The organism is Sphaerisporangium sp. NPDC005289 (assembly GCF_040607455.1).
GTDB classification, from domain to species: Bacteria; Actinomycetota; Actinomycetes; order Streptosporangiales; family Streptosporangiaceae; genus Sphaerisporangium; species Sphaerisporangium rhizosphaerae.
The window spans coordinates 252,732-277,544 of sequence record NZ_JBEXGS010000004.1 but is presented as its reverse complement, the minus strand read 5'-3'; the positions used below and the strand labels follow the sequence as shown (position 1 = coordinate 277,544).

Sequence of the window (24,813 nt, the reverse complement as noted above, 5' to 3'; positions counted from 1 at the left end):
GCTCTCCATGACCATCGTCATGAACCACCTGATCGTCCCCGCCACCGACCGGACCGTGGCCGCCACGTTCTTCGCCGACCTCCTGGGCCTGCGGGTCGGCCCGCCCGCCGGGCCGTTCACGCCCGTCAGGGTCAACGACGACCTCACCCTCGACTTCGACGACCGCCATCGGCCCGAGCCGGGCCACTACGCGTTCCTGGTCGACGACGACACCTTCGACGCGGTCATGGAACGGCTCGGCCGAGCCCCGTCGGTCGACTACGGCTCCGGCCCCGCACACGGCTGGGACCGCGACATCAACCACCTCGCCGGCGGCCGAGGCGTATACGTCCGCGACCCCGACGGCCACAGCTACGAACTCTTCACCGTCGTACCCGAGTGACCGCCACCGCATGGCCCACCTTCTACCGCCCCCCGGCACCCGAGGCCGCCTCCTCGACCGTCACAGGGAACCAACAACGAGGTATGGCGGGGATAATTCCCCCATATTCGGGCACCACGCAACCCGATAATCCAGCATGGATATCGGCCACAACGCACGGACAGCACGGGACCGCTTGAGCCACTAAACTGAATATCGTCCCCCTTATCGAGAGCCGACCCGGCGGTCATCCTCCCCGGAGGCAGCGTGCGTCAGCGTGGAATCACCCATCTCAGATGCAACGCGTCGAATATTCTCGCCGCCATCGTCCTCACCACGACCGGTTGCGCCACCTCCACCACGCCGCCGAACAGGAACTGTGACGAGGTCGCCGTCGGCAACGGGTCCTCGGCGGGCGGCATCGGCATCAGCGGGAAGTTCGACCTGACCATGGCGCTGGCCATCGTCGACCCACCGGACGGGGGTGGCACACCCGAGATCGAATGGAAACCCGTCTACTCGATCGCAAATCTCACCAAGAACAGGATTTGCATCGTCGACATCAGCACGACATTCCCCACGAATCGCGACAAAGCGGGCGCGCTATCAGCGCTGAAGACGGCCAGAGGGACGCGTCAGGTCGACATCTACCAGAACAACGCGGCGGTCCTTTCCCGGACGCCTTCTGTGACGCAACGGCCGCCTTTCGCGCTTGAACCGGGCGCCACCGTGCTGGTCCGCTTCCACCAGTACCTCACCCTGACCGCCGACGGGCGGGACGTCTCGTTGAGAACCGACGAAGACCTGTCGGAGCGCCTGGGGCCGCTGTTCCGGCTGAACCGCCTGGACGACGGCAGCTACCACTGTGTCCCGCAGTACCCATTGAAGGTCACCGTGACCTCCGACATCGGCACGTCGACCCAGGAGGTGATCAACGCGATCATGCCGGACGGTTGCGGGCTCATCTTGCCCACCGGCTGACGGCAGGTCCGATGACGAGACGACCGCCACCACGGAAGACCCCACCGCGCCACGGACCCATTCCCCGGCAGGGCTTACCGGCACCCCGCCCGAAGTCGTCCCCTGACCAGCGCCACCGATCTCCGGTGATCCGCCACCTCCCCTTCGTCGCGGCAGTACTGCTGTTCTCCGCGGCCCGGGCGATACTGCGGCGGGCGGCCGGACGGACGCCGAGGCCCAAGACCCCGCCGACGCCGAAGACCCCGCCGCCTCCCGCACCGGCGCCACGTGTCCCGGCCCCCTCTCTGAAGCCACCCCCCGAACAGCGACGGCAGGTCCGTTTTCCCGTGGCCGGCATCCTGCTCCTCACAACCGCGGTGTCGCTGTGTGGGCTGGCCTGGGCGCTGTTCGACGCGGGACGTCCCGGCGCACCGTTGTCCCCACATCTGCGCCCGGACTACGGGTTCGACAGCGACGTGACGATCTACCTCCCCCGCGAGGCCAAGCTCACCGAGTCCTCGCTCAACGTCTCCTACGAGAAATCCCAGGAGCCCGGCCATCAGGACGAATGGACGCAGTCTCTGGCGCTCTACTGGGACACCGCGCGCGCGAACCCATTCCCGGTCATCCTGGAGTTCCGCGGCGGCGCCCGTATCGACCGACCTCGCATCGGTGAGACGAAACTCCAATCGGTCGAACTCGGCGACCGTCAACTCGTCCTCCTGGACGACTCCCGCCGGCTCACCGGCGAGATGCGCATACCGCCGATCAGCGCCGAGAACTCGCGGATCGCGTTCGCGTCCCCGCAGGTCGGTTCCCAGATGCAGTGCACGGGGCTGGCCGCCGCCACCCATAACGGGAATCTGTCCGGCCTGACCTTCGCCGAGTGGGACCGCATCTCCAGCGCGTGCGACTTCACCGACTTCAAGCGGTACACGCAAATGGTGCTGATCCTCGACGAGGCGCCACTGCGGGTGGACTACCTCAGCGTCGAGCCTGTCGAAGCGGGCAATACGCCCGGCTTCAGCTGGAAGAGCGAAGGCGAGCTCGCCACCCTGCAGGTCCGCGCCAGCTACGTCGACGTGAACGGCGAAGCGATCGCGCAACGCATGCTGTTCCTCTCCGGCGTCGTCATCGGCCTCGCCGCGGCCTGCGCTCCCAACGCCATCCACTCCATATCCACATACATTCACCGCCGCCACCGCGCCTGACCGGCCCCTCGACCTCCGCTCTTCCACCTGTGGCCTGGTCATGCTGCGTCCGTGGTCGCCTGCTGGAACCGGTTGGCGGCCCATGCGTTGGCTGTGGCGATCACCGTACGGCCATCGTGCTCGATCATGGTGTGATGTACGACGCCATCCCTCAGCCGTACCGCGATCCGCTACGCCGCAACCACAAGCTGATCGACTACATCGAGCATTTCTGCTACACCGTCACCACGCCGCTGACCGTGGACGAAGCCGTGCGGCGCATCGGCATGCGGCGGGCCGACCTTGTCCCCGCTCCCGGACGCGAAACGCTGGGCGAGGACGGATGCCTGCTCATCGGGCAGGTCGGCCCGGCGGTCGTCACTTACGACGAAGTAGGTGCCGCCCGTTTCATGCCCAACGCCCATGCTTTGGGGAACGGCTGTGACCACGGCATCGCCCAGTGGGATTTCTACAACCTGGCCTTCGCCTACATCCGGTCCGACGGCAGCGGCGGCAGTTGGGACGAGGAACGACGCGGCCATGAGGAGTCGTCGGAGGAACTCATCGCGGGATGGCGGGCGGGTCCGCTCGCGTCCTATGCCGACCTGTTCCACCGCTACCTCCAAGACGAGGAAGCACACGAGGAGGGGGGTGACCCCGTCTATCTGCGAGCCGTCATGCTGACGATTCTCGAACTGGAGACAGGCGTGCGACTCGACGACGAACTCATCGACAGCCTTCCCTACGCCCTTCACCTCCCACTGTGATCCATGGCAGCCCGGGACGTTGTGGCCGAGGAGGAACCACCGCCCCCCTCCTGACCAGCGCTCCGCGCCGCCGCCCAGCCCGCCGCCCGCTCCGTACGGCCGCCCGCTCCGTACGGCCGGCCGGCCGTGCGGCGTTGGCACCGGTGGAGCCGGCGAACGGCAGGGATGCGGCCGCCCGTCGTATTGGCTCTGATCTCGGCGCCCGTCAGATGCTCGTCACCGTCGCCCGCCGAACTGCCAGTCGTGGACCTCGATGTCGGCGTAACGGTCCGAGGTCAGGACCGCGCGTGCCGCTTCCGGGTCCGGCGCCCGGATCAACAGGGCCGTGCCCAGCCAGGTGGTGCCGTCGTCCGACAGCAGCGGCCCATACGCGATCAGCTCGTCCTGGCCGAGGGGCGGGACAAGGTCGGCAGCCTGACCAGAGCCGAGCCCCAGCACCAGGTACCGGTCACCCCCGTCTCGGCCGCCGGAGAAGTCCCACATGGTGCGCCCCAGCACGTTCTGCCACCGACGCAGCATCACATCCCGGTACACGCCGGCCTGGTAGTTGGGCTCGTCGAAGACGAACGCACGCGCAGTGGCGAGATCGGGCAGGTCAACGATGTGCACGCTGCCGGTGGCCGTATCGCGGCCACGATCGAGGGTCGGGCCACGGGCGATCACCTCCGCCGCGTACCGGTCCATATAGGACCAGTGCTCTTCCAGCAGCTCATCGCGCAATGCCGCGGAGTCACGCCGATCCCGGTGGTAACAGAAGAACTCCATACGCAGAGTACCTACCATGGGCGGAACCGATGGCTCCATTCTGATTCATCCGAGCCACGGGCGACCGCTGCGCCAGGTCACAGGCCGGCCGTCACCCTCGTACAGGCCGCGACACACAATGGCTGACCCCGTCGAATCGGCGCATGATCAGCGACTGGAAGAGAGGCAATGAGCATGCAGTCGAGAACACACCTGTACGACCTGCTGGAATCAACCCTCTTCACCGAAGGACTCGACGACCACAATGACCTCTGGTCGCTGGGATTCTGCGCCGTATGGGTACAGGGAGTGGACATCGCGACCATCGCAGCACACTTTTCACTAGACCCCGGCACTCGCACCCCGTGCTACCTGAGCGAGATCCTCGATGAGGCGATCGACGACGGTTCCCTGTGGGTGGCCGAGGTCGGCGACTGGACTTGTGTCCTGCCCGCACGTACCGATGCCCCGTTCGTACGATCCCTCGCCGCCGGCGGCGGGCAAGCCCTCAGCCTCGACATGGACATCAACAACAACGCCCTGTTCCAGTACGCCCGCGATGGACGCATGGTCGTCGCCTTCGAACCCAGATGCCCAGGCGACCGGCTCGGCGATGATCCGCACGCGCTCGATCACCTGATGGAAGGATTGCGCTTCCAGATCAGCGGGGACGAGGCCACCGATGATCGGGTCGATTCGGACGAGAGTCTGGCTTCGGCATTGGCGCTCATCGGACGGGTCACGCGAACGGACATAGCCGCCGACTGGTTCGAAGCGCAGCACTCCCGTATGAGATCCATGTCCCCTTGATGGTCGCTGAGCATGCACCCTCCAACAGCGGCAGTACAGCGAACCAACCCGTCATCCGCGCCCTAGAGGTCTGCGAGTCGTCCGGCCGGACATCGCCTCGCACGCTCGCAGCGGACTCGGCCGCGTATTGGCCGCGACGCCCCGCAGAACGCCGCTGATGACCACCAACAGCCGGACACACAGCAAGAGGCTTCTCTGCGTTTCCGCTGGTGACGGCGGCGCGGGTCGATCTGTTCGACTGTGGTCACCCGCGTGGGGCGTACATGATGACCAGCACACCCAGCAGGCAGATCGCCGCCCCTATGAGATCCCACCGATCCGGGCGGAACTTGTCCACCACCATGCCCCACACCAGCGACCCCGCCACGAACACACCGCCGTAGGCGGCCAGGATGCGGCCGAAGTCGGCATTCGGCTGGAAGGTGGCCACGAGCCCGTAGAGGCCCAGGGCGATGAACCCGGCGCCGACCCACAGTAGCCCGCGTTGTTCTCGAACCCCCTGCCAGACCAGCCAGGCCCCGCCGATCTCGGCGAGCGCGGCGACCACGAACAGCAGAAGGGAACGCGCGACAGTCACAGCCGTGACTGTAGAGGGTCGCTCACCGAGTGCCGACGGATCTTCGCACTGTGGCAGCCGCAGCCGTCTCCGCCCGCGCATGCAGTGGCCCGCCTGCGGCTCCGGAGGAACCACGCCAGTCCCCACGCCAGCACGGCCACGCCCGCCAGGCCCACAGCCACCATCGGCATCACATTCGTCAGCACAACAGCTCCAGCGCCACCGATCACCCCTGCCGCCGGCAGTACAGGAAGCACACAGCAAGCGGCGCAGGCCAGTGCGGCCAAGCCCGTCACGCCGGCCGGAAGCAGTCGCCGGCCTCGGCCGGGATCAGTTGACCTCGCCATGCCGGCTCCCGTCCGCCACGTCCGAGAACGGCAGCGGACAGCACGGACTCCCCGCACACGCCACCAGGTCGTCACACCCGGCATCCACCGCCTGGACGAGCGTCTCGCGAATCGCCTGAAGGTCGGCGATCTTCTGTTCCACCTCGGCCAGCTTGGCCGACGCCCGTACCCGCAAACCCCGATCCGGTCTGCCATGACGATGTGCGACCGCCTCCACCAGACCGGCCACCTCATCCAGCGTGAAGCCCAGCCGTTGCGCCACTTTGATCACACGAAGAACCGTGACGGTCTCCGGCGGATACAGCCGATGCCCTCCGTTGCTCCGCCGCGGCTCCTCCAGCAGACCCCGCCGATGGTAGTAACGCAACGTCTGGACGTTGACCCCCACCGCCTCCGCGACCTCTCCCGTACGCAACCACTTCCCGCTCACGACGCCACCCGGGGAGCCGCCTTGACCGCCTGAGCCGCCAGCCCATCAAGCACATGAGCGTGAACCGCGGGCACCTCGACGTCCAGGACCAGGCCCTCACCGTCGCCAGCGAAGGTGAAGACGAAGAACGAGCAGCAGGCCGACTCACGCGCGGCCAGATCCCTCGCGGCCTCCTCCACCTGCGCACCACCACCCAGCACCAGCCGCAGACGCGTAGACGTCACACGCTCCAGCCCGCGCAGTGCCGAGGCGAACAACTCATCGAACTCCGCCACCCTCAACGGCCGTTCCTCCGTCGGCAGCGTGCATGCAGCCGGTGCCCACTCCATGAGCCCTCCACGTGCCAAGAGCGCCCGACTCTCACGCGAGCGCCCCCTACAGTTCGACGGTAGGCCCGTACCCCGGTACAGGTTGCAACCCCAAAACCATGCCTCCGGCGGGGGCCTCGGCTCCGGGCGGAAACGGTGCACGCCAAGGACCGTACGTGGCCGAGGTGGAAGCCTGGTCGTCCCGCCTGCCCCGACCCAGGCAAGCCCAGCAGACGGAAAGATCAGGCAGGGGAAACCGTGCGCGTCACGCGAGAGTCAGCGGCATGATCGCGTGCCGGATCCGTGCCGGATCTCACGGAAAAGGAGGGGAATCACGGTCACTCAGGGCGCCATGAACGAAGAAGCCCCCGACCGGCATCTCTGCTGATAGGTGCACAACAGGGATTGCTCGGAGCGATTCATGTCCCCTTGATGCTCGCCGAGCATGCACCTTTCGACAGCGGCCGACCTTGAGCGCTTACAGGTTTCTCGGTACGCCGCTGGGACGATGCGCCCCAGACCGTACAGGACTCCACCGCCAAGGCGGAGAAGCATGGCCTTCCAAGGGGTCCGATGCGAAATCTGAGATCTCGGGAGCTACGAAACCGTTTCATACATCAGCTTCGGAACCCGCACGCGAGCCAGTTGAAATCCCGGAGCTCCGGCGGGACCTGGGTAGGCTCGGCGACGGTTCGGTCGTGGCGGCCTGCCCGGTCACGGCCTCGGCACCATGGATGATCTCCATGCGCGGACCGGCGACTTCGGCGATGAGCACCACGCGCGTACGCGGTGCTCATGCCCCCGTTGTACCGTGCTCCGTCCCGCCCGTCAGGCGGGCGCCGGGCACGGGGTGGAGATGCAGGTCAGCTTGTTCGTGTAGACGTAATTGGCGATCTTCTCGCCGAGTTCCAGCCCGTCCCGGGCGTCCCACGGGTAGTGGACGCCCAGCCATACCCGGCTGTCGGCGTTCTCCCGCGCGGCCTGGCTGAAGCCGGCGAAGTCCTTGGTCCGGACGGGGGCGTGCGGGTCCTCGCTGGTGAGCCGGACCGGGATGTCGTCGTTGCCGAAGAAGCGCCGCATGATCCCGGCCCAGGCGCCGCCGAACGTGGCATGGCCGGAGGCCCATGCCGGGAAGCACGGCGAGAAGTTGACCCCGTTGCGGTCGGCCGACAGCGGCCGCCAGTCGGGGTCGAGGCCGCCGTCGCGGATGGCGGACTCCGGCCGCCAGAGGTCGATCGGCGTCAGGTACTTCACGTCCCACTCGGCGATGGCGGCGTCGGCCAGGGCCAGCGATACCAGGGCGAACAGTCGCGCGTTCTCGTACTTGCTGGTCAGGCCGCGCTGCCGAGCCACCAGGCGAGTGTGTTCGAGGAGCTGGCCCGGCGGCTTGTAGGTGCCGTCCAGGTCGTTGGACCAGAACCAGGCCGCCGCGGTCTGGTCGACGTCGCGCTGGTTCGGGGTCGCGGCGGTGGAGGTGGCGCCGCCCAGCCTCCGGACCTCGGCGACCTGTGCCCGGTATTCGGGATCGCGGATCAGCGCGGCGTAGTCGGCGTACTTTCCCGGCGTGGCCGGCCGGAACACCGACCCGCTGGATATGGCGAACGGCCTGACCACGCCCCACCTCGGGTCCACCGCGTCAGCGCCGCCGGCGCACGAGCTTCCCGGCCCGCCGGTGGGCCGCCAGGCGCCCGGCACGTTGGCGAGCGTGTACCCCGGGGTGTCCTCGGAGCCGTCCCCGGCCCGGAAGTTACGCATCCTGTTCACGACCGAGCTGACCACCTGCAGGTCCAGGTAGTCGAAGTCGGTGGGCGAGGTGCCGAACCAGGCCCGGAACCGCTGGTCGAGGAAGGCCGTCTGGTCGGGGCTGTCGGCCAGCTTCCCGGCACCGAAGAGGTCGAGCATGATGTTGTAGGCCGTCCGGCCGATCACCCGCTCCTCCTCGCCGTCGGTCCTGGCCAGAGAGAAGTACGTCCCGGCCTGCAGGTACGGCTGGTATCTCCGCACCCCCCACTTGTCCTGGAACATGGTCTCGGCGTCGAAGATCGACGCGTTGACCATCGCCGCGGCCCTGGCGAGCTTGCCCGGCGTCGCGTCCCTCCCCTTGAGGTTCCGGAACACGTCGATCAGTACGCCGTTCCAGTACTGGGTGGGGTCCTCGCTGTAGTTGGGCGGCGCGGCGGCGGCCGGTGGCGCCGCGACCGTCGCCGTGGACGCGGTCACCGCCAGCGCGGTGGCCACCGTCACCACGGCTCTGCGTAACCTCTGCCCGACTCCCCTGCGATGCCTGGAACTCATGGGTGCTCTCGCTTTCTCCCGAGGGATGTCCTGTGGATGGGCGAACAGCCTCCATGGAAGCGCGCGAACCCTCGTTCTCCATCGGACGAGGAGTCGAATCCCACCGTGACTTTCGCGGTAAGAGCGATCTGGCTACACCCCTGGGAGTGCGACTTCCGCGGTACACGGTTTCACCTCCGGGTTGATGCGAGCCGGGACCGCGCGGGGTTAGCCTGACGGATGCTCTACGGCGCGCCACCGTCGGTTCAGCGGCTGTCACAGGTCAAACCGGAGATCGCCGACACCGCCCTGGCCCTGTTCATGATCATCACAAGCTGGTTGTGGGCCCTGATCGAACCGGCCCAGGGACATCATCCGGCCGACCTGCCATCGCTGGCCCTGACGCTGCTGGTCAACGCCCCTCTCGCGGCCCGCCGTCGCGCGCCCTACTCCGTACTGGTGATCTGCGTATCGGGGGCGATCGTCTACCACCTGCTCGGCTACCACTACGGGCTCAACAACATGGGTCCCCTGGTGGCGCTCTACACCGTCGCCGCGCACCGGCCCATGCGCGCCGCGCTCGTCTGCTCCATGCCCGTCGTCGCCGAGTGGACGCATTCCTCCTCCCTGCATGAGCCGCGCGTGGCCGTGTGGTCCGCGCTGGGGCAGGCCCTGATGGTGTCCGGCTGTGCCGTGTGCGTCGGCGCGGGCGTGCGACTGCTGCAGTCGCGAACCAGGCAGCTCACGGACCTGGCCGACCGGCTGCATCAAGAGCAGGAGGCCGCCGCGCATCGGGCGGTCACGCTGGAGCGCATGCAGATCGCCCGCGAACTGCACGACGTGGTAGCCCACCACATGTCGGTGATCTCCATACAGGCCGGGCTCGGCCGCTACGTGGCGTCGTCCGAGCCCCAGACCGCGCGGCAGGCGCTGGAGGTCATCGCCCACACCAGCAGCGAGGCCCTGAACGAGATGCGGCGGCTGCTGTCGATCCTGCGCGTCGAGCCCGCCGGCGAGGACGATGAGCTCTACACCACGACACCCGGTCTCGAACGCCTGCCGCCGCTGGTCGAGCGGATACGCCGGGCGGGACCGTCCATCGACATGACCGTCGAGGGAACGCCGCGGCCGCTGCCTCCGGGCCTGGATCTGTGCGCGTTCCGGATCGTTCAAGAGGCGCTGACCAACGTGCTCAAGCACGCCGGCGACGACGCCCACGTACGGATCGTGGTGAGCTACGCCCCGGCCCACCTCGCCCTCCGCGTCACCGACGACGGGCACGGCACGCGGGCGCCCACCTCCTCAGGAGGGCACGGCTTACTGGGCATGACAGAACGTGTCAAGCTCTATGGTGGCGTGATCACCGCCGGTCCGCTCCCCGAGGGCGGCTACGAGGTGGCCGCGTCCTTTCCCATGCCCTCGTCCCCGCAGGAGAGAGGGCTTCCGGACACCGATCGGCGATGCGAGTGAACGTCAGGGTAGCCGTGGTGGACGACCAGATCCTGGTCCGCGCGGGCCTGGCGGCGTTGCTGCGAGCCGCCCCGGGCATCGACGTGGTCGGCGAGGCGGGCTCGGGCGAGGAGGCGATCCGGCTCGCCACCACCCAGCGTCCCGACGTCATGCCCGTGGACGTCCGCATGCCCGGCATGAGCGGCATCACCGCCACCGAGCGCATCCTGACGACGTGCGGCGAGGACGCCCCCAAGGTCATCATCCTGACCACGTTCGCCCTCGACGAGTACGTCTACAACGCCCTCCGCGTGGGCGCCAGCGGCTTCCTGCTCAAGGACACCCCGCCCGAGCGCCTGATCGCCGCCGTCCAGACGGTCGCGTCCGGTGACATCCTGCTGGCTTCCGTCGCCATCAGGCGCCTCATCGAGGCGTACGACAGCCCCGCGGTCCAAGTGCCGCCGCCCAGCCTGGCCGGGTTGACCCCGCGGGAGACAGAGGTGGTGCGGCTGGTCGGCCGTGCGCTGTCCAACGGGCAGATCGCCGAGACCCTGCAGGTGAGCGAGGCCACGGTGAAGACCCACCTCAACCGGCTCATGGCCAAGCTGGGCCTGTGCAGCCGCGCCCAAGTCGTGGTCCTCGCCTACGACTGCGGCCTGGTCAGACCGGGCATGCGCTGACCCGCCGGCCGCTCCTGGCCGAGTCAGCCAGTGGCACCGGCGGTGAGACAACAGCAGCGCACCCCCTCGCTCATCCAGCGGAGCAGCCCTTCTCGAACACGGTCAAACAGAAGGAGATAAGGGCTTGGTCCTTCGGCACGCATTGGGCACAGCCACCTGTCGAGAGCAGCTGACGGCCGGACATAAGCGGACATGACAAAACGACCCCTGACCGCATCTCTGCTGGCCAGGGGCCGTTTCTGCTTGTGGTGGCAGGTCCAGGGTTCGAACCTGGGTAGGCTGAGCCGACGGTTTTACAGACCGCTCCCTTTGGCCACTCGGGCAACCTGCCGTGTCTTCGCTCTCGCGGCGACAGGTAGAAGAATAGCGGACTTCCGGGGCGGCTGTGACAACGGCCGCCGACGCCCTGATCCACACGCGACACCTCCTGGGTCGCTAGGGTCGGAGGGACGAGAGAGGACACCTATACCGATGGCCGACAGCAGTTTCGACGTGGTGAGCAAGATCGACCGTCAGGAGGTCGACAACGCGCTGAACCAGACGGTCAAGGAGGTCGGGCACCGCTTCGACTTCAAGGGCACGGGCGCGGGCATCGCCTGGTCGGGTCAGAACAACATCGAGATCAAGGCCAACAGCGAGGAACGCGCGAGCGCCGTCCTTGACGTGTTCAAGGAGAAGATCATCAAGCGCGGGCTGTCGCTGAAGGTGCTGGACGCGGGCGAGCCGAAGCTGTCCGGCAAGGAGTACCACCTGGTCGTCGGCCTCAAGGAGGGCATCGACCAGGAGCATGCGAAGAAGATCTCGAAGATCATCCGAGATGAGGGGCCCAAGGGGGTCAAGGCGCAGATCCAGGGGGAGGAGCTGCGGGTCAGCTCGAAGAAGAAGGACGAGCTCCAGGATGTCATCGCCCTACTGAAGGGCAAGGACCTCGACATCGCCCTGCAGTTCACGAACTACCGCTAGCCAGTCGAGTTCAGCCCGGAAGCCGGTCGGCCCGACAGTAACGGTGGGCGCCGCTCACGGCGTTATGGTGAACCGGTACAGCCCGGCGGCGCCCCCGACCACCAGGCGGTCGCCGGTCGGGCTCCAGGTGCGGGCGCGCACGCCGCCGTCGACCCGCATCATGGCGTGCGGTCGGCCGGTCGACGGGTCCCAGAGCCGGATCTCGCCGGTGTGGCCGGCGGTGGCTAGCGTGTGGCCGTCCGGGGCGACGGCCAGCGTGGTCACCGCCGGGTCGGTGAGCTTCAGGTGCTGCCGCCAAGTGGCGGTGTCCCAGACGCGGGTGGTGCCGTCGCTGCCGGCGCTCGCCAGCCATGTGCCGTCAGGCGCCGCGGCTATCCCACGAACCGAGTGAGTGCGCTTGGTGATCGACGGCCTGTGCCCGGTGAGTATCGCGCTCTGCTGCCAGGTGGCGGTGTCCCAGATCCGCACGGTGCCGTTCCAGCCGGCGCTGGCCAGCCAGCTGCCGTCGGGGGCGACCGCCACCGCGCCCACGACCGCGTGGTGCTCCCGCATCAGCGCCCGGGATGTACCGGTCGCGGCGTCCTGGTCGTCGAACCACACGTCGCCGAGCACCACGAGCCGCGGGGGCCCGGCGGCGAGCACCTGCGAGGTGAGGGTACTCGTGACCGGTTCGGCCGGGTCCATCGGAAGTCATGTCGTCGAGGCGCTAGAGGAGGCCGGGACCGACGTGGGGGCGCCGACCTACGAAACGGCGACGACGTGCGCCGGCACCGTCCTTGACCGGGTGCTGCCCGGCGTGGAGGCCGTGGTGCACCAGGCGGCCAAGGTCGGGCTCGGCGTGAACGTCGCCGATCTGTCCGGCTACACGTCGGTCAACGCCTATGGCAAGGACAGAACGCATTCTGCAGGTTCTGCGCCCTCGAATGGCTGGCCTCTGACCAAGCACAACGCGAACGCTTGTACCTGATGACACGAGCCTTACCGACACCCCTGGTTGGGCGTCATCTTCAGGTCTCCGTGGGCACCTGATCGTCGTGTTCTTGCTCCTGCGCCCAGATGGCCGCCCATTCGTCGAGCGGGCGGAGGGCGTGACCGAGTTCTGTCCCCAGCCGAGTGAGCTCGTAGCCATCGGCCGAAGGGGCGATGATCCCGCTCGATGCCAGTTCGCGGAGCCGCTGGTAGAGGACGCTGGATGACATGCCTTCGCATCGTGCCAGCAGCGCGCGGGCGCCGAGCGGGCCCGAGCGGAGCTCCCAGAGAATTCGCAGCGCCCACCGGCGGCCGAACAGGTCCATCGCGGCCATGATCGGACGGCCGGTCGTCGATCCACGAACCGGTGTTCCTGGGCGCGGCGTTGGCATACGCCTCCTTGTGTTTCGCTATTCGAAACACTAACATCCATCCAGCGTTTCTAATTCCGAAACGAGCTCGACGGGAGAGCCGTGCTCCGTCGCCGGGATCGATCGATCTGAGCGTCGATTCGAAGTCGGACATGTCCGGCCGAACACAGGGGGTTTCCATGGCTAAGGGCTACTGGGTCAGTGTCTACCGCGCCATTTCCGACCCTGAGGGGCTGACTGCCTACGACAAGCTGGCCGGTCCGGCCGTCCGAGCTGGGGGCGGGCGGACCCTGTCCCGTGGCGGTCGAGTCGTCGCCCACGAGGCCGGAAACACGCAACGCGTCGTTCTGATCGAGTTCGACAGCTTCGAACAGGCCGTCGCGGCGTACGAGAGCGAGGCTTACCAGAAGGCGCTGGTGGTCCTCTCCGACGGCGTCGAGCGCGACTTCCGCATCATCGAAGGCATCGACTGACCGGCGGGCCAGCCATCGCCGAGCATCCGTCATGGATACGCACACGGTGCTGAACGACGACTCACGAGCCGAGGTCCGGGCCGGCTGGGATCACGAACGATAGTGGCTGCCGTCGTTTTGTGGGCGCCGGTCGGGGCTCGGCCGACGCTGAATCGTGACTCAACTTTTCGTCGGAGACCTGCATCTATTGAGGGTGACGAGAGGATCACGCATGAAGCGGACGCGCACAATGGCACTGCTGGCGATGGCCGCCATGGCCACCGCCACCGCCCTCACCGGCCCGGCGGAGGCGTTCACGGGAGCCGCCTCCACCGCGAAGACCCGGGAGACCACGCACACCACGCACACCACGCACACCAGGAACACAGCGAGCGGCAAGGCGGTCAGGTACGCCTGGGTGGCGAGCTGCGCCAAGGGTGACTACGTCATCCCGTGCGGCTCGTGGACGCTGAGCCTGCGCGGCGGGAAGACCGTGAAGGTGCCCGAGGCCACCGTGTACCCGCGCGGCGCCGACGGCAGGCCGGACAAGGAGTCGAGCGCCCCGTTCGCGGTCAGCGGCGACGGCTCGCGGGTGGTGTACTTCCGCAGGTCCGACCACAAGCTGGTGTGGAAGGACGTGGCGAGCGGCCGCAGCCACGGCCTCCCCGGCTCCTCGGCCAAGCTGCCGAAGAGGCTGGGCATGGAGGACGTCGCGGCCACGCTCTCCCACGACGGAGACACCGTTGTGGTCGACTACGGTGACGCGAGCGGCAAGCTGCCGACGCTCGTCGTGCACCTGAGGTCGGGCGAGGTCGTGAAGCTGCCCGGTAAGGACGACGTGCAGGGCTTCAGCCCCGACGGGCGGCGCGTTCTGCTGTCGCGCACGACCGCGGACAACACCACCGAGTTCACGGTGTACGACACCGACGGCCAGGCCGGCGAGAGCCGGGAGGTGCCGCAGGTCGTGTCGAACAACTCGCCCATCGCGCTCGCCGACGACGGCGTCACGGTGGGGGTCGTGATCGTCCCTACGTCCGGCAGGCCGCGCCTGCGGCTGTACGACCTGTCCACGGACGCGGTCTCACCGGCCGTCGACCTGAACGTCCCCTCCTCCGAGAGCCCCTACCGGCTCGACTGGGACGAGTCCGGCAAGCTGACGCTCTGGCGGCTGCGCTCCAGCGACGACGGCACGCTGACGCGGGTGACGGCCAGCAGGGTCGACCCGTCCGACGGCGCGCTGAAGAAGATCGACTCGTTCGGGGTACGCGGCAGGATCTACACCTGGTGGCTTCCCGGAGAATGACCGATCTCCCCGGGGAATGACCGATGCCCCCTCCTATAAAGTCCGACATATCGGGTCTTAGGAGGGCTAAATGGCCAAGGTCTACGACGCGTTGAACGACCGGCTGCGCACGTTCATCTCCGAGCAGCCGGTCTACTTCGTCGCCACCGCACCCGAGAGCGGCGGGCACGTCAATGTGTCTCCCAAGGGGTACGCCGACACTTTCACCGTGCTGGACGACACCACCGTCGCCTACCTCGACCTCGACGGCAGCGGCGTCGAGACCATCGCGCACCTCCGCGAGAACGGGCGCATCACCATCATGTTCGCCGCGTTCTCCGGCGCCCCGAACATCGTGCGCCTGTCCGGCCGGGGCCGCGTCCTCACCAGCGGCGACCCGGAGTTCGCCCGGCTGCTCGGGCGCTTCGGGCCGCACCCGGGCGTGCGGTCGGTCATCGTCGTGGAATGCGACCGCATCGCCGACTCCTGCGGCTTCGCCGTGCCGCACATGTCCTTCGACGAGGATCGCACCCTGCTCGACGAGTGGGGAGAGCGGAAAGACGTGCGGCAGAGGCGCGCCTACCGCGCCAAGCACAACCGGGAGAGCATCGACGGCCTGCCCGCCCTCAAGGCCGAGGAGACCGACCCCGCGCACGACCGCTCCTAGACCCCCGTCCCGATCGGGCTGCTCGCCCTTCCCGCAGAACCACTCCGAGCCGACCTCGGAGAACGAGACGAACGTCGCCGCTCCGCTCAGGTCAGCCGGGACGGCGGCGCGTCGCGTACTACAGCGAAGGGGCCCAGGCGTTCGTGGTCCGGGACCTGGCGAGCGGACAGGTCTGGCGCGTGCCGAGGACGATCGCACGCAGTTCGATGGTGAGGCAGGCCGGGACGGTCCTCCTGTTGGTCAGCGGCGGTAGCCGGCCATGCGTTCGAGGCGGGCTACCCGGGCGGCCGTGGAGGGGTGGGTGGAGAACAGCCTGCCCACCCCTGCCCCGCGGAACGGGTTGGCGATCATGAGGTGGGAGGCGGAGGTCAGCCGGCTCTCCTCAGGGAGGGGCAGGTCGCGCGCGCCCATCTCGATCTTGCGCAGCGCCGAGGCCAGCCCGAGCGGGTCGCCGGTGAGCAGGGCGCCCGACTCGTCGGCCTGGAACTCGCGGGACCGGGAGATCGCCATCTGGATCATCCCGGCGGCGACCGGGCCGAGGAACATCATCAGCAGCGCGCCGATGAACCCCGGCCCCTCGTCGTCGTCCGCGGAGCCGCCGAAGAAGACCGCGAGATAGCTGCAGTAGGTGATGATCGTGGCCAGCGCCGCGGCCACCGAGGAGATCAGGATGTCGCGGTTGTACACATGGGAGAGCTCGTGGGCGATCACGCCCCGGAGCTCCCGCTCGTCCAGCAATCGCACGATGCCGTAGGTGAGGCAGATGGACGCGTTGCGCGGGTTCCTGCCGGTGGCGAAGGCGTTGGGGTGCACGGTGGGCGACAGGTACAGGCGCGGCATCGGCTGGCGGGCGTCGGTCGACAGCTCGCGGACGATGCGGTACAGGCCGGGCTGCTCGACCTCGCCGACCGGGCGGGCCCGCATGGCCGACAGGGCGATGCGGTCGGAGAAGAAGTAGGCGACCGCGTTGGCGGCCAGGGCGACGAGCACGGCGACCTGCACGCCCCGGCCGCCTCCCAGCCATGATCCCGCGATCAGGATCAGAGCCGACAAGGCGCCCATGAGCACTGCGGTACGCAGGCCGTTGTTGTGCACGCTTCCCCCTCTCGGAACGCTGCGCTCACTACTGGCAACGTTCGCGGCCTGCCCCAACGTTCCCAGCCCCGCGACCGGGGCTGGCGGGCGCGCGATGTCAGCACGCTGGGAAAAGACCGTCGTCGGCACGCTAGGACAAGGGACCGAACCGGTGGGACGTGCGCGGGAGGGGTCCGGACGGCGGAGTGGGCGGAGGAGTCGTTCGGACAATGGGGCGGGCGGAGAAGGAGTCCGGACGGTGGGGTGCGCCGGAGGGGTCCGGACGGCGGGGCGGGCGGAGGAGGGGGTCGGGCGGCGGGGTCAGCCGGACACGGAGAGGACCAGTTGCGGGGCGATCGAGAAGGCCACGGAGGCCGCCAGCCCGAGCGCGATCGCGACCGTGACCGCCGGGGAGGGGGCACGCCCGGCGAGCCGGTCGACGCGGTCACCCTCGTCCGGGCCGGTGGCAGGCACGGTGACCGGGCCGGTGGCGGGGCCGGTGACCGGGCGGGTGGCGGGGACGGGGGCGAACAGCCGGGCGGTCCAGCCGATGTAGTAGTAGAGCCCGATCACGGTGTTGACGGCCATGACGACCGCGAGCCAGCCCGCGCCGCCCTGGACGATCTCGCGGAACACCACGATCTTGGCGAACATGCCCGCCAGTCCCGGCGGCAGCCCGGCCAGGCAGATCAGGAAGAACGCCAGCGCGAGCGCCGGCACCGGGGCGCGGAAGGCCAGGCCGCGGTAGTCGTCCAGCTCATTGCGCTCCGCCCTCCTGCTGACCGCCATGACCACGGCGAACGCGCCGATGTTCATGGCCGCGTAGATCGCCAGGTAGGCGATGGACGCGGACACGGCCGCCTTGCCCGCCACGCCCAGCGGGGCGAGGATGTACCCGGACTGGGCGACCGACGACCACGCCAGCAGCCGCACGGCGTGGCGCTGCCGCAGGGCCAGCAGGTTGCCGGCGGTCATGGTGAGCGCGGCCAGCACCGCCACGAGCGGTCGCCACATCCCCGCCTGGCCGGCCAGCGCCGTGGTCAGGACGAGGATCAACCCGGCGAACCCGGCGGACTTGGAGATGACCGACAGCAGCGCCGCCACGGGCACCGGGGCGCCCTGGTAGACATCCCCGGCCCAGAAGTGGAACGGCACCGCCGCGACCTTGAACGCGAACCCGGCGAGCACCAGCACGACGCCCACGGTGAGCACGCCGGCGGGCACCTGGCCGGGCCCGTCCGCCGCCGCCCCGCCCGACGCGACGAAGTCGACGTACATGCGGGGGAAGGCGGAGGCCGAGACGGGGAGCCGGGCGGCGATGCGGTCGAGGTGGACCGACCCGGTCACGCCGTACAGCAGCGAGACGCCGAAGAGCATCACGGCCGTCGAGATCACCGAGACCAGGAACAGCTTGAGCGCGGCCTCCGAGCCCCGCGCGTCGTACCGCTTGAGCGCGGCGAGCGCGAAGACCGGCAGTGAGACCAGCTCCAGCGAGACCACCAGCATGATGAGGTCGCGGGACGCCGGCAGGGTGACCGCGCCGGTGAGGGTGCACAGCAGCAGGAAGTACCACTCGCCGGGCGGGATCGTCCGGTCGGCGAGCTGCGCCATGGACAGCAGGACGACCACGACGGCGGCGCAGAGCACGACGGCGCCGAAGACGAGGGTGACGCCGTCGACCACGAACGAGCAGGAGGAGGCGGCACCGCCTGCGCTCCCTGCGCCGGCCGCGCCCCCTGCGCCTGGTGTGCCTCCTGCGCCGCCTGCGCCTCCGTTCAGGCCCGCGGGCACGCAGAAGGTCGCCAGGCGCCCGCCCCGCAGGGCCTGCGCGGCGACCACGGCGAGCGCGGCGAGGACGCCGGTCAGCGTGAGGAAACCGAGCGCCGTGGTCGTGCGCCCGCCGCGGGGCAGGAACGCGTCGAGCAGCAGCACCGCCCCGGCCACCACCGCGAGGATCAGCGGCGGCGCGATGGCCGCGTAGTCGATGGACTGGATCATCGTGCCCCCAGGAACGCCTGGACCGCCGGGTCGGTGACGGCGAGCAGCGCCTTGGGCCACAGCCCCAGCGCCACGGTGAGGACCACCAGGGGCGTCCACGCCGCCAGCTCGTACGCGCTCACATCCGGCATCGGCCCGCGAGGCGCGGGCACGCCGCCCGCCACCGCCACCGGAACACCGCCCGGAACCTCCGAGGGCGCGGCGCCCTGCACCTGCGCAGGCGCGCCGCCCGGAGCCCCTGCGGGAACCTCGCCCCAGGTCTCCTCGGGGACGCCGCCCGGGGTTCCCTCGGACGCAGCAGGTTCGCCGGAGACCGAGGGTTCAACGAAGACCACGGGTTCACCGAAGGGCGCGGGTTCGCCGGGTGGCGCCTCCGCCAGGGGCTCTCCCGGCACCGGCCCGGCGTCGGGCGGCCGGCCGTGGGTGACGCGGGAGAGCATGCGCAGGAAGTACGCCGCGGTGAGGACGGTGCCGAGGCCGCCGACGGCCATGAAGACCAGGAACAGCGGCCGGGAGAGTCCCTGCGCCGGCTGGAAGGCGCCGAGCAGCGCGAGCATCTCGCCCCAGAACCCGGCCAGACCGGGCAGCCCGAGGGAGGCCACGCAGGCGAAGGTCAGCAGCGAGGCGACGTAGGGCATCCGGGCCAGCATGCCGCCGCCGAGCCGCGACATGTCGGCCGTCCCGTACCGCTCCTTGATCCCGCCCGCGACGAAGAACAGCAGGCCGGTGATCAGACCGTGGGCGATGTTGCCGAACAGGGCCGCGTTCATCCCGACGGGGGTCAGCGTCGCCAGCCCGAGCAGCACGAACCCCATGTGCCCGACGGAGGAGTAGGCGATCATGCGTTTGAGGTCGCGCTGGGCCAGGCAGGCCAGCGAGCCGTACACGATGCCGGCGACCGCGAACGCGCCGAGCCAGGGGGCGAGCGCGGCGGCCCCCTCCGGCACGATGGGGATGGCGATGCGGGCGAACCCGTAGGTGCCCATCTTCAGCAGCACGCCGGCGAGCAGCACCGAGCCGACGGTCGGGGCCTCGGTGTGCGCGGCGGGCAGCCAGGTGTGCAGCGGCCACATCGGCGCCTTGACGGCCAGGCCGAGGCCGATGGCGAGGAAGGCGAGGACCTGCACGCCGTGGGACATCCCCGCGCCGTGCCGCCGGGCGAGAAGTGCCATGTCCAGCGTGCCGGTGTGCGCCCAGACCAGCAGCAGGCCGAGGAGCAGGACGGCCGAGCCGAGCAGCGTGTACAGGATGAACTTCACCGCCGCCGCACGGCGTCCCCCGCCGCCCCACACGGCGATGACGAAGTACATCGGGACGAGCACGACTTCGAAGAACACGAAGAACAGCAGCAGGTCGAGCGCGAGGAATGTCCCGATCATCCCGACTTCGAGCACCAGCAGCGTGATCACGAGGGACCGGACGCGGCCCTCTTCCGGCCGGTGGCGCACCAGGTACACGAAGCACAGGAAGGTCAGCAGCGCGGTGAGCACGACCAGGGGAAGCGAGATGCCGTCGATGCCGAGGTGGAAGCGCAGGTCCAGGCCCGGGATCCACGCGGCGTCGATCTCGAACTGCGGCCGTGCGGCCCGCGCGTAGTCGAACCGGGCCAGGGGCACCAGGGCCAGCACCAGCGTCACCCCGGACACCACGGCCCCGTACCAGGGCCACCGCCCGGGGCCGGGGAACAGCACCAGGAGCAGCGCCCCCACGAGGGGAACGGCGAGCAGCCCGACGACGACCGCGCTCATCACGACACCACCTCCCCGGCGAAGACCACGCTCATCACGACACCACCGCCCCGGCGGCGACCGCCCTCGGCCCTGACGACGACCGCGCTCATCGCGACACCACCACACTGACGCCGACCGCGCTCATCCCAGCACCACCGCTCCGATGACGATGATCAGGACGCCGGCGAGGACGCCCGTCAGGTACAGCTGCGCGTTGCCCGTCTGGCCGCGCCGCAGCAGGCCCGAGACGCCGACCGCGAGCCTTCCCGACCCTTGGACGGCCCCGTCCACGACCGTGTCGTCGGCCCGGGCGACGGCTCTCGCCAGCCACAGGACGGGGGCGACGAACAGCCGGTGGTACACCGCGTCCACGTAGAAGGCCCGCTCGCACGGCGTCCGCAGCGGCCCGAGCACGCGGGCCGGGTCGGCCGCAGGGTCGGCGCGCCAGGACGCGTACACGACGCCCGCGCCGAGCAGCGCCACGAGCAGGCTGATCACCGCCGAGGACCACTCGACCAGGCCGGCGCCGGCGAACCCGAGCAGCAGAGCCGGGACGACGAGGACGCCGATCGGCCACAGCATCGACGCCGGAGCCTCACGCCCGTCCCAGACGTGGGCCACGCCCGGCTCGGGCTCCGGCAGCGGGACGTGGCGCACGCGGCTGGCCCCGAAGAACGTGCGGAGCCACGCGCGGGTCGCGTACGCGCCGGTCACCGCCACGGTCACCAGGGCGCAGGCGTACAGCAGCCACGCGGCGGCGTCGGTCAGCGGCGCGGCTCCGGTGGCCGCGTGCTCGATGGCGGCGAGCACGGCGTCCTTGCTGAAGAACCCGCTGGCGGGGGGCAGCCCCATGAGGGCGGCGAAGCCGATGGTCATGGCCGGGAAGGTGACGGTCATGGACCGTCGCAGCCCGCCCATGTCGCTCATCAGGTTGGAGCCGACGGCGTGGATCACCGCTCCCGCGCACAGGAACAGCAGCGCCTTGAAGGCGCCGTGGGTGACCAGGTGGAAGATCGCGGCCTGGTCGGACCCGGCGGCCAGGGCGCCCGCCATGTACGCGAGCTGGCTGATCGTCGAGTAGGCGAGCACCCGTTTCAGGTCGTCCTGGGCCAGGGCGGCCAGCGCCGCGCCGAGCATGCCGAGGGCGGCCATCACGGCGAGCAGGTCCAGCGAGGGACGGGCGCCCAGGAACGCCGGGTACAGCCGGGCGACGACGAAGATGCCGGCCGCGACCATCGTGGCGGCGTGGATGAGCGCGCTGATCGGCGTGGGGCCCGCCATCGCGTCCGGCAGCCAGGTGTGCAGCGGCACCTGGGCGCTCTTGCCGGCCACGCCGAGCAGCAGGAGCAGCGTCGCCGCGACCAGCGTGCCGGTGGACATGTGGGGCACCCGGTCCAGCACCGTGGAGACGCGGAAGCTCCCCGCGGCCAGGCCCAGGGTGAACAGGCCGAACAGGAAGCCGACGTCGCCGACCCGGGTCACCAGGAACGCCTTGACCGCCGCCCGCGAGTTGGCGCGGTCCTCCCACCAGTGGCCGATGAGCAGGTAGGAGCACAGGCCCATGACCTCCCAGCCCACATAGAGCACCAGCAGGTCGGCGGCGTAGACGACCAGCAGCATGGCGCTGGTGAACAGGCTGATGAACGCGCTGTAGGAGGGGTAGCGGCGTTCGTCGCGCATGTACCCGGTCGAGTAGATCTGCACGGCGAGCGCCACGCACCCCACCAGCACCGCGATGACGGCGGCCAGTTCGTCGACGCGCAGGCCGATGGTGATCGGGACGGCTCCGGTGCCGACCACCGACAGGGTGCTCTCGATGGCGCCGGCGGGCTGCCGGGGGCCCTCGTGCATCGGGACGTAGGTCGTGAAGCCGGACGGCAGGTCGCCGAGGTAGGTCACCAGCACCCAGACGGCGAGCACGGTGGCGAGCGCCGTGGGGGCGACGGCGAACCACGCCGCCCTCCGGTACACCGCCCGATCGACCGTCCCGGGCGGCCGGCCGCGGCGGGGCAGGCGGGTGCCCAGCAGACCGGCCACCGCGCCGAGGAAGGGCAGCGCCACCGCCACCGCCGCGAGCCCGGGCAGAGCGCTCATGCGCCACCGCCCACGACTCCGGCGTCCGCGGCCCTCATGCCGCACCGCCTCGGGCTCGGATGTGACCGCAACTCGGCCGACACCGCACCGGCCTTCATGCCGTGCCGCCTCGGGCTCGGACGTGACGGCAGCTCAGCCAGCACCGCACCGGCGCTCATGCCGTGCCGCCCCGGGCTCGGATGTGACCGCCGGTCGGCCCGCGCCGCACCGGCGCTCATGCCGCACCGCCTCGGGCCGGGATGGTCTCGGCGTCGTGCGGGCGGTCCTGTGAGCCGGCGGCCGGGTCCGGGTCCGGATCCGGTTCGGCCAGGTCGCGGAGGCGGTCGATCTCGATGGTGCGCCGGTTGCGGAACACCGCCAGGACGATCGCCAGCCCGACGCCCAGCTCCGCCGCGGCGATCACGATGACGAACAGGGTCAGCACCTGCCCGCCGTGCAGGGCGTCCTTGAGCCAGACGTCGAAGGCCACGAGGTTGAGGTTGACGGCGTTGAGCATCAGCTCCACCGACATGAGCACGAGGATCGTGTTGCGCCGGGCCAGCACGCCGTACACGCCGATCGAGAACAACAGCGCGGCGAGCACGACGGGATAGACGACGTGCACGTCAGTCCTTTCCGCCGATGTCGGTACGGGAGAGCACGATCGCGCCGATCAGCGCCGCCAGCAGCAGCACGGAGAGCGCCTCGAAGGGCAGCACCCAGGTGCGGAAGATGCTCGCCCCCAGTGGCTTCGCGGCGCCCTCGCCCGGCTCCAGCGGGGCGTAGGCGGTGCGGAAGCCGTCGATCACGGTGGTGACCAGGACGGCGGCCGTCGCCACGGCGACCACCGCGGCCACCGTCTTGTTCCCCGAGTCCAGGTCGGTGGACGGGCCGATCGGCGCGCGGGTCAGCATGACGCCGAACAGGAGCAGCACGACGACCGCGCCGACGTAGATGAGCACCTGCACCCAGGCCACGAACTCGGCGGTGAGCACCAGGTAGCACCCGGCGAGCGCGCCGAAGGAGACGACTAGCCACAGGGCGGCGTGCACGATCTGGCGCGTGGTGACGACGAGCAGCGCCGCCCCGGCCGCCACCACGCCGAGCAGAAGGAAGACGATCTCCTGCCCCGTGGGGGGCCACAGGCCGGGCGGCGCGAAGCTCACGACTCCCCCACCGTCCCCGTCTCCGGCCGCCCGTCGGACGGCCCTGGCTCCGGTCGCGCCTCGGACGCCCCTGGCTCCGGCCGCCCTTCGGACGGCCCGGGCTCTGGTCGCGCCTCGGACTCCTCCGGGCGCTCCCTTGTGTGCGGCGCCGCCTCCGGTCTCCGTCCCGGCTCTTGGCCGGTCCGCGGTGCGGGCTCCGAGCCGGTCTCCGGACTCGTGGGCTCCGCGGCCTCTTCCCCGGCGGAGGGGGGTGGGGCCGCAGGGGGTGAGGGTGCGGCGGGCGGGGCTGCAGGCGGTGGGGCGGCGGGGGGTGGGGCGGCGGGCTTCTTGGGGAGCGCGCCCGGGGGCCTGATCGCGCGGACGGCGGCGTGCGCCGTACGTCCCGGCGACGCCCCGCCCGCCGTGGCCCCCGGTCCGGCCGCGACTCCAGGCTGAGCCTCGGAGGCGGCCGCGGGCCGAACCCCGGATGCGGCGGCAGCGGGGCTGGACGGGGCCGCGGACGGGGAGCCGGAAGAGGTCTCGGACGGGGCGGCGGCACCGGCCGAGGGCTGCGCGGGGCCGGAGGCGGGGCCGGGACGGTCGGGGGCGGGGCCGGAGGCGGTGCTGGGGCGGTTGGGGGCGGGGCGGGAGGCGGCGCGTTCGGCGGCGGCGATCTCTTTGGGAGGCTCGGCGTTCGGCTCGTGCGCAGGCGGGATCGGCACCGTCTGCGCCCACTCGCCAAGCCTGTCCTTCTCGTGGAGGAGGTTGCGGATGTCGTACTCCGCGTACTCGAACTCGGGCGACCAGAACAGGGCGTCGAACGGGCACACCTCGATGCAGATGCCGCAGTACATGCACAGGGAAAAGTCGATCGCGAAGCGGTCGAGCACGTTGTGGGCTCGCGGGCGTCCCCCCTCGGGGGCCGGCGCGGTCTCCTTGTGGGAGTCGATGTAGATGCACCAGTCGGGGCACTCCCTGGCGCACAGCATGCAGACCGTGCAGTTCTCCTCGACCAGGGCGATGACCCCGCGGCTGCGGGCGGGCAGATCAGGCTGCACTTCCGGGTACTGCCGCGTGTCCGCCCTGTTCAGCATGTGGCGGAAGGTGACGGCCAGACCCTTCGCCAGCCCTTCTCCTGGTATACGAGCCACGGTTCAACATCATGGCGCACATAGGCGTCCCCGTGAATGCACGAGCCCCGGCCATCTCCGGG

At 69.9% G+C, this 24,813-nt stretch carries 26 protein-coding genes and 1 tRNA gene; 12 read left to right on the top strand and 15 right to left on the bottom strand.

Annotated features, from left to right (window positions below):
• Positions 1 to 7: 7 nt before the first annotated feature.
• The 4 genes from ABZT47_RS09720 to ABZT47_RS09705 all read left to right on the top strand — a co-directional run bounded on the left by ABZT47_RS09720 (position 8) and on the right by ABZT47_RS09705 (position 3,278).
• Positions 8 to 382 (top strand): VOC family protein, encoded by a 375-nt coding sequence (locus ABZT47_RS09720; RefSeq protein WP_354838133.1) that lies wholly within the window; start codon positions 8 to 10, stop codon positions 380 to 382.
• Positions 383 to 628: 246 nt separating this feature from the next.
• Positions 629 to 1,342 (top strand): hypothetical protein, encoded by a 714-nt coding sequence (locus ABZT47_RS09715; protein WP_354838131.1) that lies wholly within the window; start codon positions 629 to 631, stop codon positions 1,340 to 1,342.
• Between the two features lie 326 nt (positions 1,343 to 1,668).
• Complete coding sequence (locus ABZT47_RS09710; protein ID WP_354838129.1) at positions 1,669 to 2,532, top strand: hypothetical protein; 864 nt, start codon at positions 1,669 to 1,671, stop codon at positions 2,530 to 2,532.
• A 134-nt stretch (positions 2,533 to 2,666) separates the two neighbouring features.
• Positions 2,667 to 3,278: a hypothetical protein gene (locus ABZT47_RS09705; protein ID WP_354838127.1), complete on the top strand. Its 612-nt coding sequence runs from the start codon at positions 2,667 to 2,669 to the stop codon at positions 3,276 to 3,278.
• 216 nt (positions 3,279 to 3,494) lie between these two features.
• On the opposite strand, the gene ABZT47_RS09700 is transcribed toward ABZT47_RS09705, so the two are convergent.
• Entirely contained in the window at positions 3,495 to 4,043 is a 549-nt protein-coding gene (locus ABZT47_RS09700; RefSeq protein ID WP_354838125.1) for a YciI family protein, read from the bottom strand.
• Between the two features lie 168 nt (positions 4,044 to 4,211).
• Here ABZT47_RS09700 and ABZT47_RS09695 point away from each other — a divergent pair, with 168 nt between their 5' ends.
• Positions 4,212 to 4,832, top strand: coding sequence for a DUF6461 domain-containing protein (locus ABZT47_RS09695; RefSeq protein ID WP_354838123.1), 621 nt, complete (start codon positions 4,212 to 4,214; stop codon positions 4,830 to 4,832).
• Between the two features lie 244 nt (positions 4,833 to 5,076).
• On the opposite strand, the gene ABZT47_RS09690 is transcribed toward ABZT47_RS09695, so the two are convergent.
• The 4 genes from ABZT47_RS09690 to ABZT47_RS09675 all read right to left on the bottom strand — a co-directional run bounded on the left by ABZT47_RS09690 (position 5,077) and on the right by ABZT47_RS09675 (position 8,768).
• A complete protein-coding gene (locus tag ABZT47_RS09690; RefSeq protein ID WP_354838121.1) occupies positions 5,077 to 5,409 on the bottom strand; it encodes a YnfA family protein in 333 nt (110 codons plus the stop codon).
• A 309-nt stretch (positions 5,410 to 5,718) separates the two neighbouring features.
• Positions 5,719 to 6,165, bottom strand: coding sequence for a MerR family transcriptional regulator (locus tag ABZT47_RS09685; protein WP_354838119.1), 447 nt, complete (start codon positions 6,163 to 6,165; stop codon positions 5,719 to 5,721).
• Positions 6,162 to 6,494, bottom strand: coding sequence for a hypothetical protein (locus tag ABZT47_RS09680; RefSeq protein WP_354838117.1), 333 nt, complete (start codon positions 6,492 to 6,494; stop codon positions 6,162 to 6,164). The genes ABZT47_RS09685 and ABZT47_RS09680 overlap by 4 nt, the downstream gene beginning before the upstream one ends.
• Before the next feature lie 807 nt (positions 6,495 to 7,301).
• Positions 7,302 to 8,768, bottom strand: coding sequence for a vanadium-dependent haloperoxidase (locus ABZT47_RS09675; RefSeq protein WP_354838115.1), 1,467 nt, complete (start codon positions 8,766 to 8,768; stop codon positions 7,302 to 7,304).
• A 219-nt stretch (positions 8,769 to 8,987) separates the two neighbouring features.
• Here ABZT47_RS09675 and ABZT47_RS09670 point away from each other — a divergent pair, with 219 nt between their 5' ends.
• Together ABZT47_RS09670 and ABZT47_RS09665 are read left to right on the top strand one after the other, a co-directional pair.
• Complete coding sequence (locus ABZT47_RS09670; RefSeq protein WP_354838113.1) at positions 8,988 to 10,217, top strand: sensor histidine kinase; 1,230 nt, start codon at positions 8,988 to 8,990, stop codon at positions 10,215 to 10,217.
• Complete coding sequence (locus tag ABZT47_RS09665; protein ID WP_354838111.1) at positions 10,208 to 10,876, top strand: response regulator transcription factor; 669 nt, start codon at positions 10,208 to 10,210, stop codon at positions 10,874 to 10,876. The genes ABZT47_RS09670 and ABZT47_RS09665 overlap by 10 nt, the downstream gene beginning before the upstream one ends.
• A 246-nt stretch (positions 10,877 to 11,122) precedes the next feature.
• On the opposite strand, the gene ABZT47_RS09660 is transcribed toward ABZT47_RS09665, so the two are convergent.
• Positions 11,123 to 11,207, bottom strand: a tRNA-Tyr gene (locus ABZT47_RS09660).
• A 140-nt stretch (positions 11,208 to 11,347) separates the two neighbouring features.
• On the opposite strand from ABZT47_RS09660, the gene ABZT47_RS09655 reads away from it, so the two are divergent.
• Positions 11,348 to 11,839 (top strand): YajQ family cyclic di-GMP-binding protein, encoded by a 492-nt coding sequence (locus tag ABZT47_RS09655; RefSeq protein WP_354838109.1) that lies wholly within the window; start codon positions 11,348 to 11,350, stop codon positions 11,837 to 11,839.
• 54 nt (positions 11,840 to 11,893) lie between these two features.
• Here the strand turns inward: ABZT47_RS09655 and ABZT47_RS09650 are convergent, their stop codons facing one another.
• A complete protein-coding gene (locus ABZT47_RS09650; protein ID WP_354838107.1) occupies positions 11,894 to 12,523 on the bottom strand; it encodes a hypothetical protein in 630 nt (209 codons plus the stop codon).
• On the opposite strand from ABZT47_RS09650, the gene ABZT47_RS09645 reads away from it, so the two are divergent.
• The gene (locus tag ABZT47_RS09645; RefSeq protein ID WP_354838105.1) at positions 12,501 to 12,806 is read left to right on the top strand and encodes an NAD-dependent epimerase/dehydratase family protein; all 306 of its coding nucleotides are present in this window, start codon (positions 12,501 to 12,503) and stop codon (positions 12,804 to 12,806) included. The two genes, ABZT47_RS09650 and ABZT47_RS09645, sit on opposite strands and share 23 nt — an antisense overlap.
• Before the next feature lie 40 nt (positions 12,807 to 12,846).
• Here the strand turns inward: ABZT47_RS09645 and ABZT47_RS09640 are convergent, their stop codons facing one another.
• On the bottom strand, positions 12,847 to 13,134 hold the full coding sequence (locus ABZT47_RS09640) for a helix-turn-helix domain-containing protein (RefSeq protein WP_354838103.1): 288 nt from the start codon (positions 13,132 to 13,134) through the stop codon (positions 12,847 to 12,849).
• A 224-nt stretch (positions 13,135 to 13,358) separates the two neighbouring features.
• Here ABZT47_RS09640 and ABZT47_RS09635 point away from each other — a divergent pair, with 224 nt between their 5' ends.
• From ABZT47_RS09635 to ABZT47_RS09625, 3 genes are all read left to right on the top strand, one after another.
• Positions 13,359 to 13,652: a DUF1330 domain-containing protein gene (locus ABZT47_RS09635; RefSeq protein ID WP_354838101.1), complete on the top strand. Its 294-nt coding sequence runs from the start codon at positions 13,359 to 13,361 to the stop codon at positions 13,650 to 13,652.
• 211 nt (positions 13,653 to 13,863) lie between these two features.
• Positions 13,864 to 14,934 carry a hypothetical protein gene (locus ABZT47_RS09630; RefSeq protein WP_354838099.1) on the top strand — a complete coding sequence of 357 codons (1,071 nt, stop codon included), beginning with the start codon at positions 13,864 to 13,866 and terminating at the stop codon, positions 14,932 to 14,934.
• 70 nt (positions 14,935 to 15,004) lie between these two features.
• Positions 15,005 to 15,580, top strand: a complete 576-nt coding sequence (locus ABZT47_RS09625; RefSeq protein ID WP_354838097.1) for a pyridoxamine 5'-phosphate oxidase family protein — start codon at positions 15,005 to 15,007, stop codon at positions 15,578 to 15,580.
• A gap of 240 nt (positions 15,581 to 15,820) precedes the next feature.
• Here the strand turns inward: ABZT47_RS09625 and htpX are convergent, their stop codons facing one another.
• The 7 genes from htpX to ABZT47_RS09590 all read right to left on the bottom strand — a co-directional run bounded on the left by htpX (position 15,821) and on the right by ABZT47_RS09590 (position 24,751).
• A complete protein-coding gene (gene htpX, locus ABZT47_RS09620; RefSeq protein ID WP_354838095.1) occupies positions 15,821 to 16,675 on the bottom strand; it encodes a zinc metalloprotease HtpX in 855 nt (284 codons plus the stop codon).
• Between the two features lie 300 nt (positions 16,676 to 16,975).
• Positions 16,976 to 18,652 carry an NADH-quinone oxidoreductase subunit N gene (locus tag ABZT47_RS09615; protein ID WP_354838093.1) on the bottom strand — a complete coding sequence of 559 codons (1,677 nt, stop codon included), beginning with the start codon at positions 18,650 to 18,652 and terminating at the stop codon, positions 16,976 to 16,978.
• Entirely contained in the window at positions 18,649 to 20,400 is a 1,752-nt protein-coding gene (locus ABZT47_RS09610) for an NADH-quinone oxidoreductase subunit M (protein WP_354838091.1), read from the bottom strand. The genes ABZT47_RS09615 and ABZT47_RS09610 overlap by 4 nt, the downstream gene beginning before the upstream one ends.
• Before the next feature lie 123 nt (positions 20,401 to 20,523).
• Complete coding sequence (locus ABZT47_RS09605; protein ID WP_354838089.1) at positions 20,524 to 22,476, bottom strand: NADH-quinone oxidoreductase subunit L; 1,953 nt, start codon at positions 22,474 to 22,476, stop codon at positions 20,524 to 20,526.
• 214 nt (positions 22,477 to 22,690) lie between these two features.
• Positions 22,691 to 23,080 carry an NADH-quinone oxidoreductase subunit NuoK gene (gene nuoK, locus ABZT47_RS09600; RefSeq protein WP_354838087.1) on the bottom strand — a complete coding sequence of 130 codons (390 nt, stop codon included), beginning with the start codon at positions 23,078 to 23,080 and terminating at the stop codon, positions 22,691 to 22,693.
• 1 nt (position 23,081) lies between these two features.
• Entirely contained in the window at positions 23,082 to 23,621 is a 540-nt protein-coding gene (locus ABZT47_RS09595; RefSeq protein ID WP_354838085.1) for an NADH-quinone oxidoreductase subunit J, read from the bottom strand.
• Complete coding sequence (locus tag ABZT47_RS09590; protein WP_354838083.1) at positions 23,618 to 24,751, bottom strand: 4Fe-4S binding protein; 1,134 nt, start codon at positions 24,749 to 24,751, stop codon at positions 23,618 to 23,620. The genes ABZT47_RS09595 and ABZT47_RS09590 overlap by 4 nt, the downstream gene beginning before the upstream one ends.
• Positions 24,752 to 24,813: the final 62 nt, after the last annotated feature.

Bases quoted from the DNA above. Each gene is read 5' to 3' on its own strand.
- ABZT47_RS09720 (WP_354838133.1), top strand. From the start codon at position 8: ATGACCATCGTCATGAACCACCTGATCGTCCCCGCCACCGACCGGACC.
- ABZT47_RS09705 (WP_354838127.1), top strand. From the start codon at position 2,667: ATGTACGACGCCATCCCTCAGCCGTACCGCGATCCGCTACGCCGCAAC.
- ABZT47_RS09700 (WP_354838125.1), bottom strand. From the start codon at position 4,043: ATGGAGTTCTTCTGTTACCACCGGGATCGGCGTGACTCCGCGGCATTG.
- ABZT47_RS09695 (WP_354838123.1), top strand. From the start codon at position 4,212: ATGAGCATGCAGTCGAGAACACACCTGTACGACCTGCTGGAATCAACC.
- ABZT47_RS09680 (WP_354838117.1), bottom strand. From the start codon at position 6,494: ATGGAGTGGGCACCGGCTGCATGCACGCTGCCGACGGAGGAACGGCCG.
- ABZT47_RS09675 (WP_354838115.1), bottom strand. From the start codon at position 8,768: ATGAGTTCCAGGCATCGCAGGGGAGTCGGGCAGAGGTTACGCAGAGCC.
- ABZT47_RS09670 (WP_354838113.1), top strand. From the start codon at position 8,988: ATGCTCTACGGCGCGCCACCGTCGGTTCAGCGGCTGTCACAGGTCAAA.
- ABZT47_RS09665 (WP_354838111.1), top strand. From the start codon at position 10,208: ATGCGAGTGAACGTCAGGGTAGCCGTGGTGGACGACCAGATCCTGGTC.
- ABZT47_RS09655 (WP_354838109.1), top strand. From the start codon at position 11,348: ATGGCCGACAGCAGTTTCGACGTGGTGAGCAAGATCGACCGTCAGGAG.
- ABZT47_RS09650 (WP_354838107.1), bottom strand. From the start codon at position 12,523: ATGGACCCGGCCGAACCGGTCACGAGTACCCTCACCTCGCAGGTGCTC.
- ABZT47_RS09640 (WP_354838103.1), bottom strand. From the start codon at position 13,134: ATGGACCTGTTCGGCCGCCGGTGGGCGCTGCGAATTCTCTGGGAGCTC.
- ABZT47_RS09635 (WP_354838101.1), top strand. From the start codon at position 13,359: ATGGCTAAGGGCTACTGGGTCAGTGTCTACCGCGCCATTTCCGACCCT.
- ABZT47_RS09630 (WP_354838099.1), top strand. From the start codon at position 13,864: ATGAAGCGGACGCGCACAATGGCACTGCTGGCGATGGCCGCCATGGCC.
- ABZT47_RS09625 (WP_354838097.1), top strand. From the start codon at position 15,005: ATGGCCAAGGTCTACGACGCGTTGAACGACCGGCTGCGCACGTTCATC.
- ABZT47_RS09615 (WP_354838093.1), bottom strand. From the start codon at position 18,652: ATGATCCAGTCCATCGACTACGCGGCCATCGCGCCGCCGCTGATCCTC.
- ABZT47_RS09610 (WP_354838091.1), bottom strand. From the start codon at position 20,400: ATGAGCGCGGTCGTCGTCGGGCTGCTCGCCGTTCCCCTCGTGGGGGCG.
- ABZT47_RS09605 (WP_354838089.1), bottom strand. From the start codon at position 22,476: ATGAGCGCTCTGCCCGGGCTCGCGGCGGTGGCGGTGGCGCTGCCCTTC.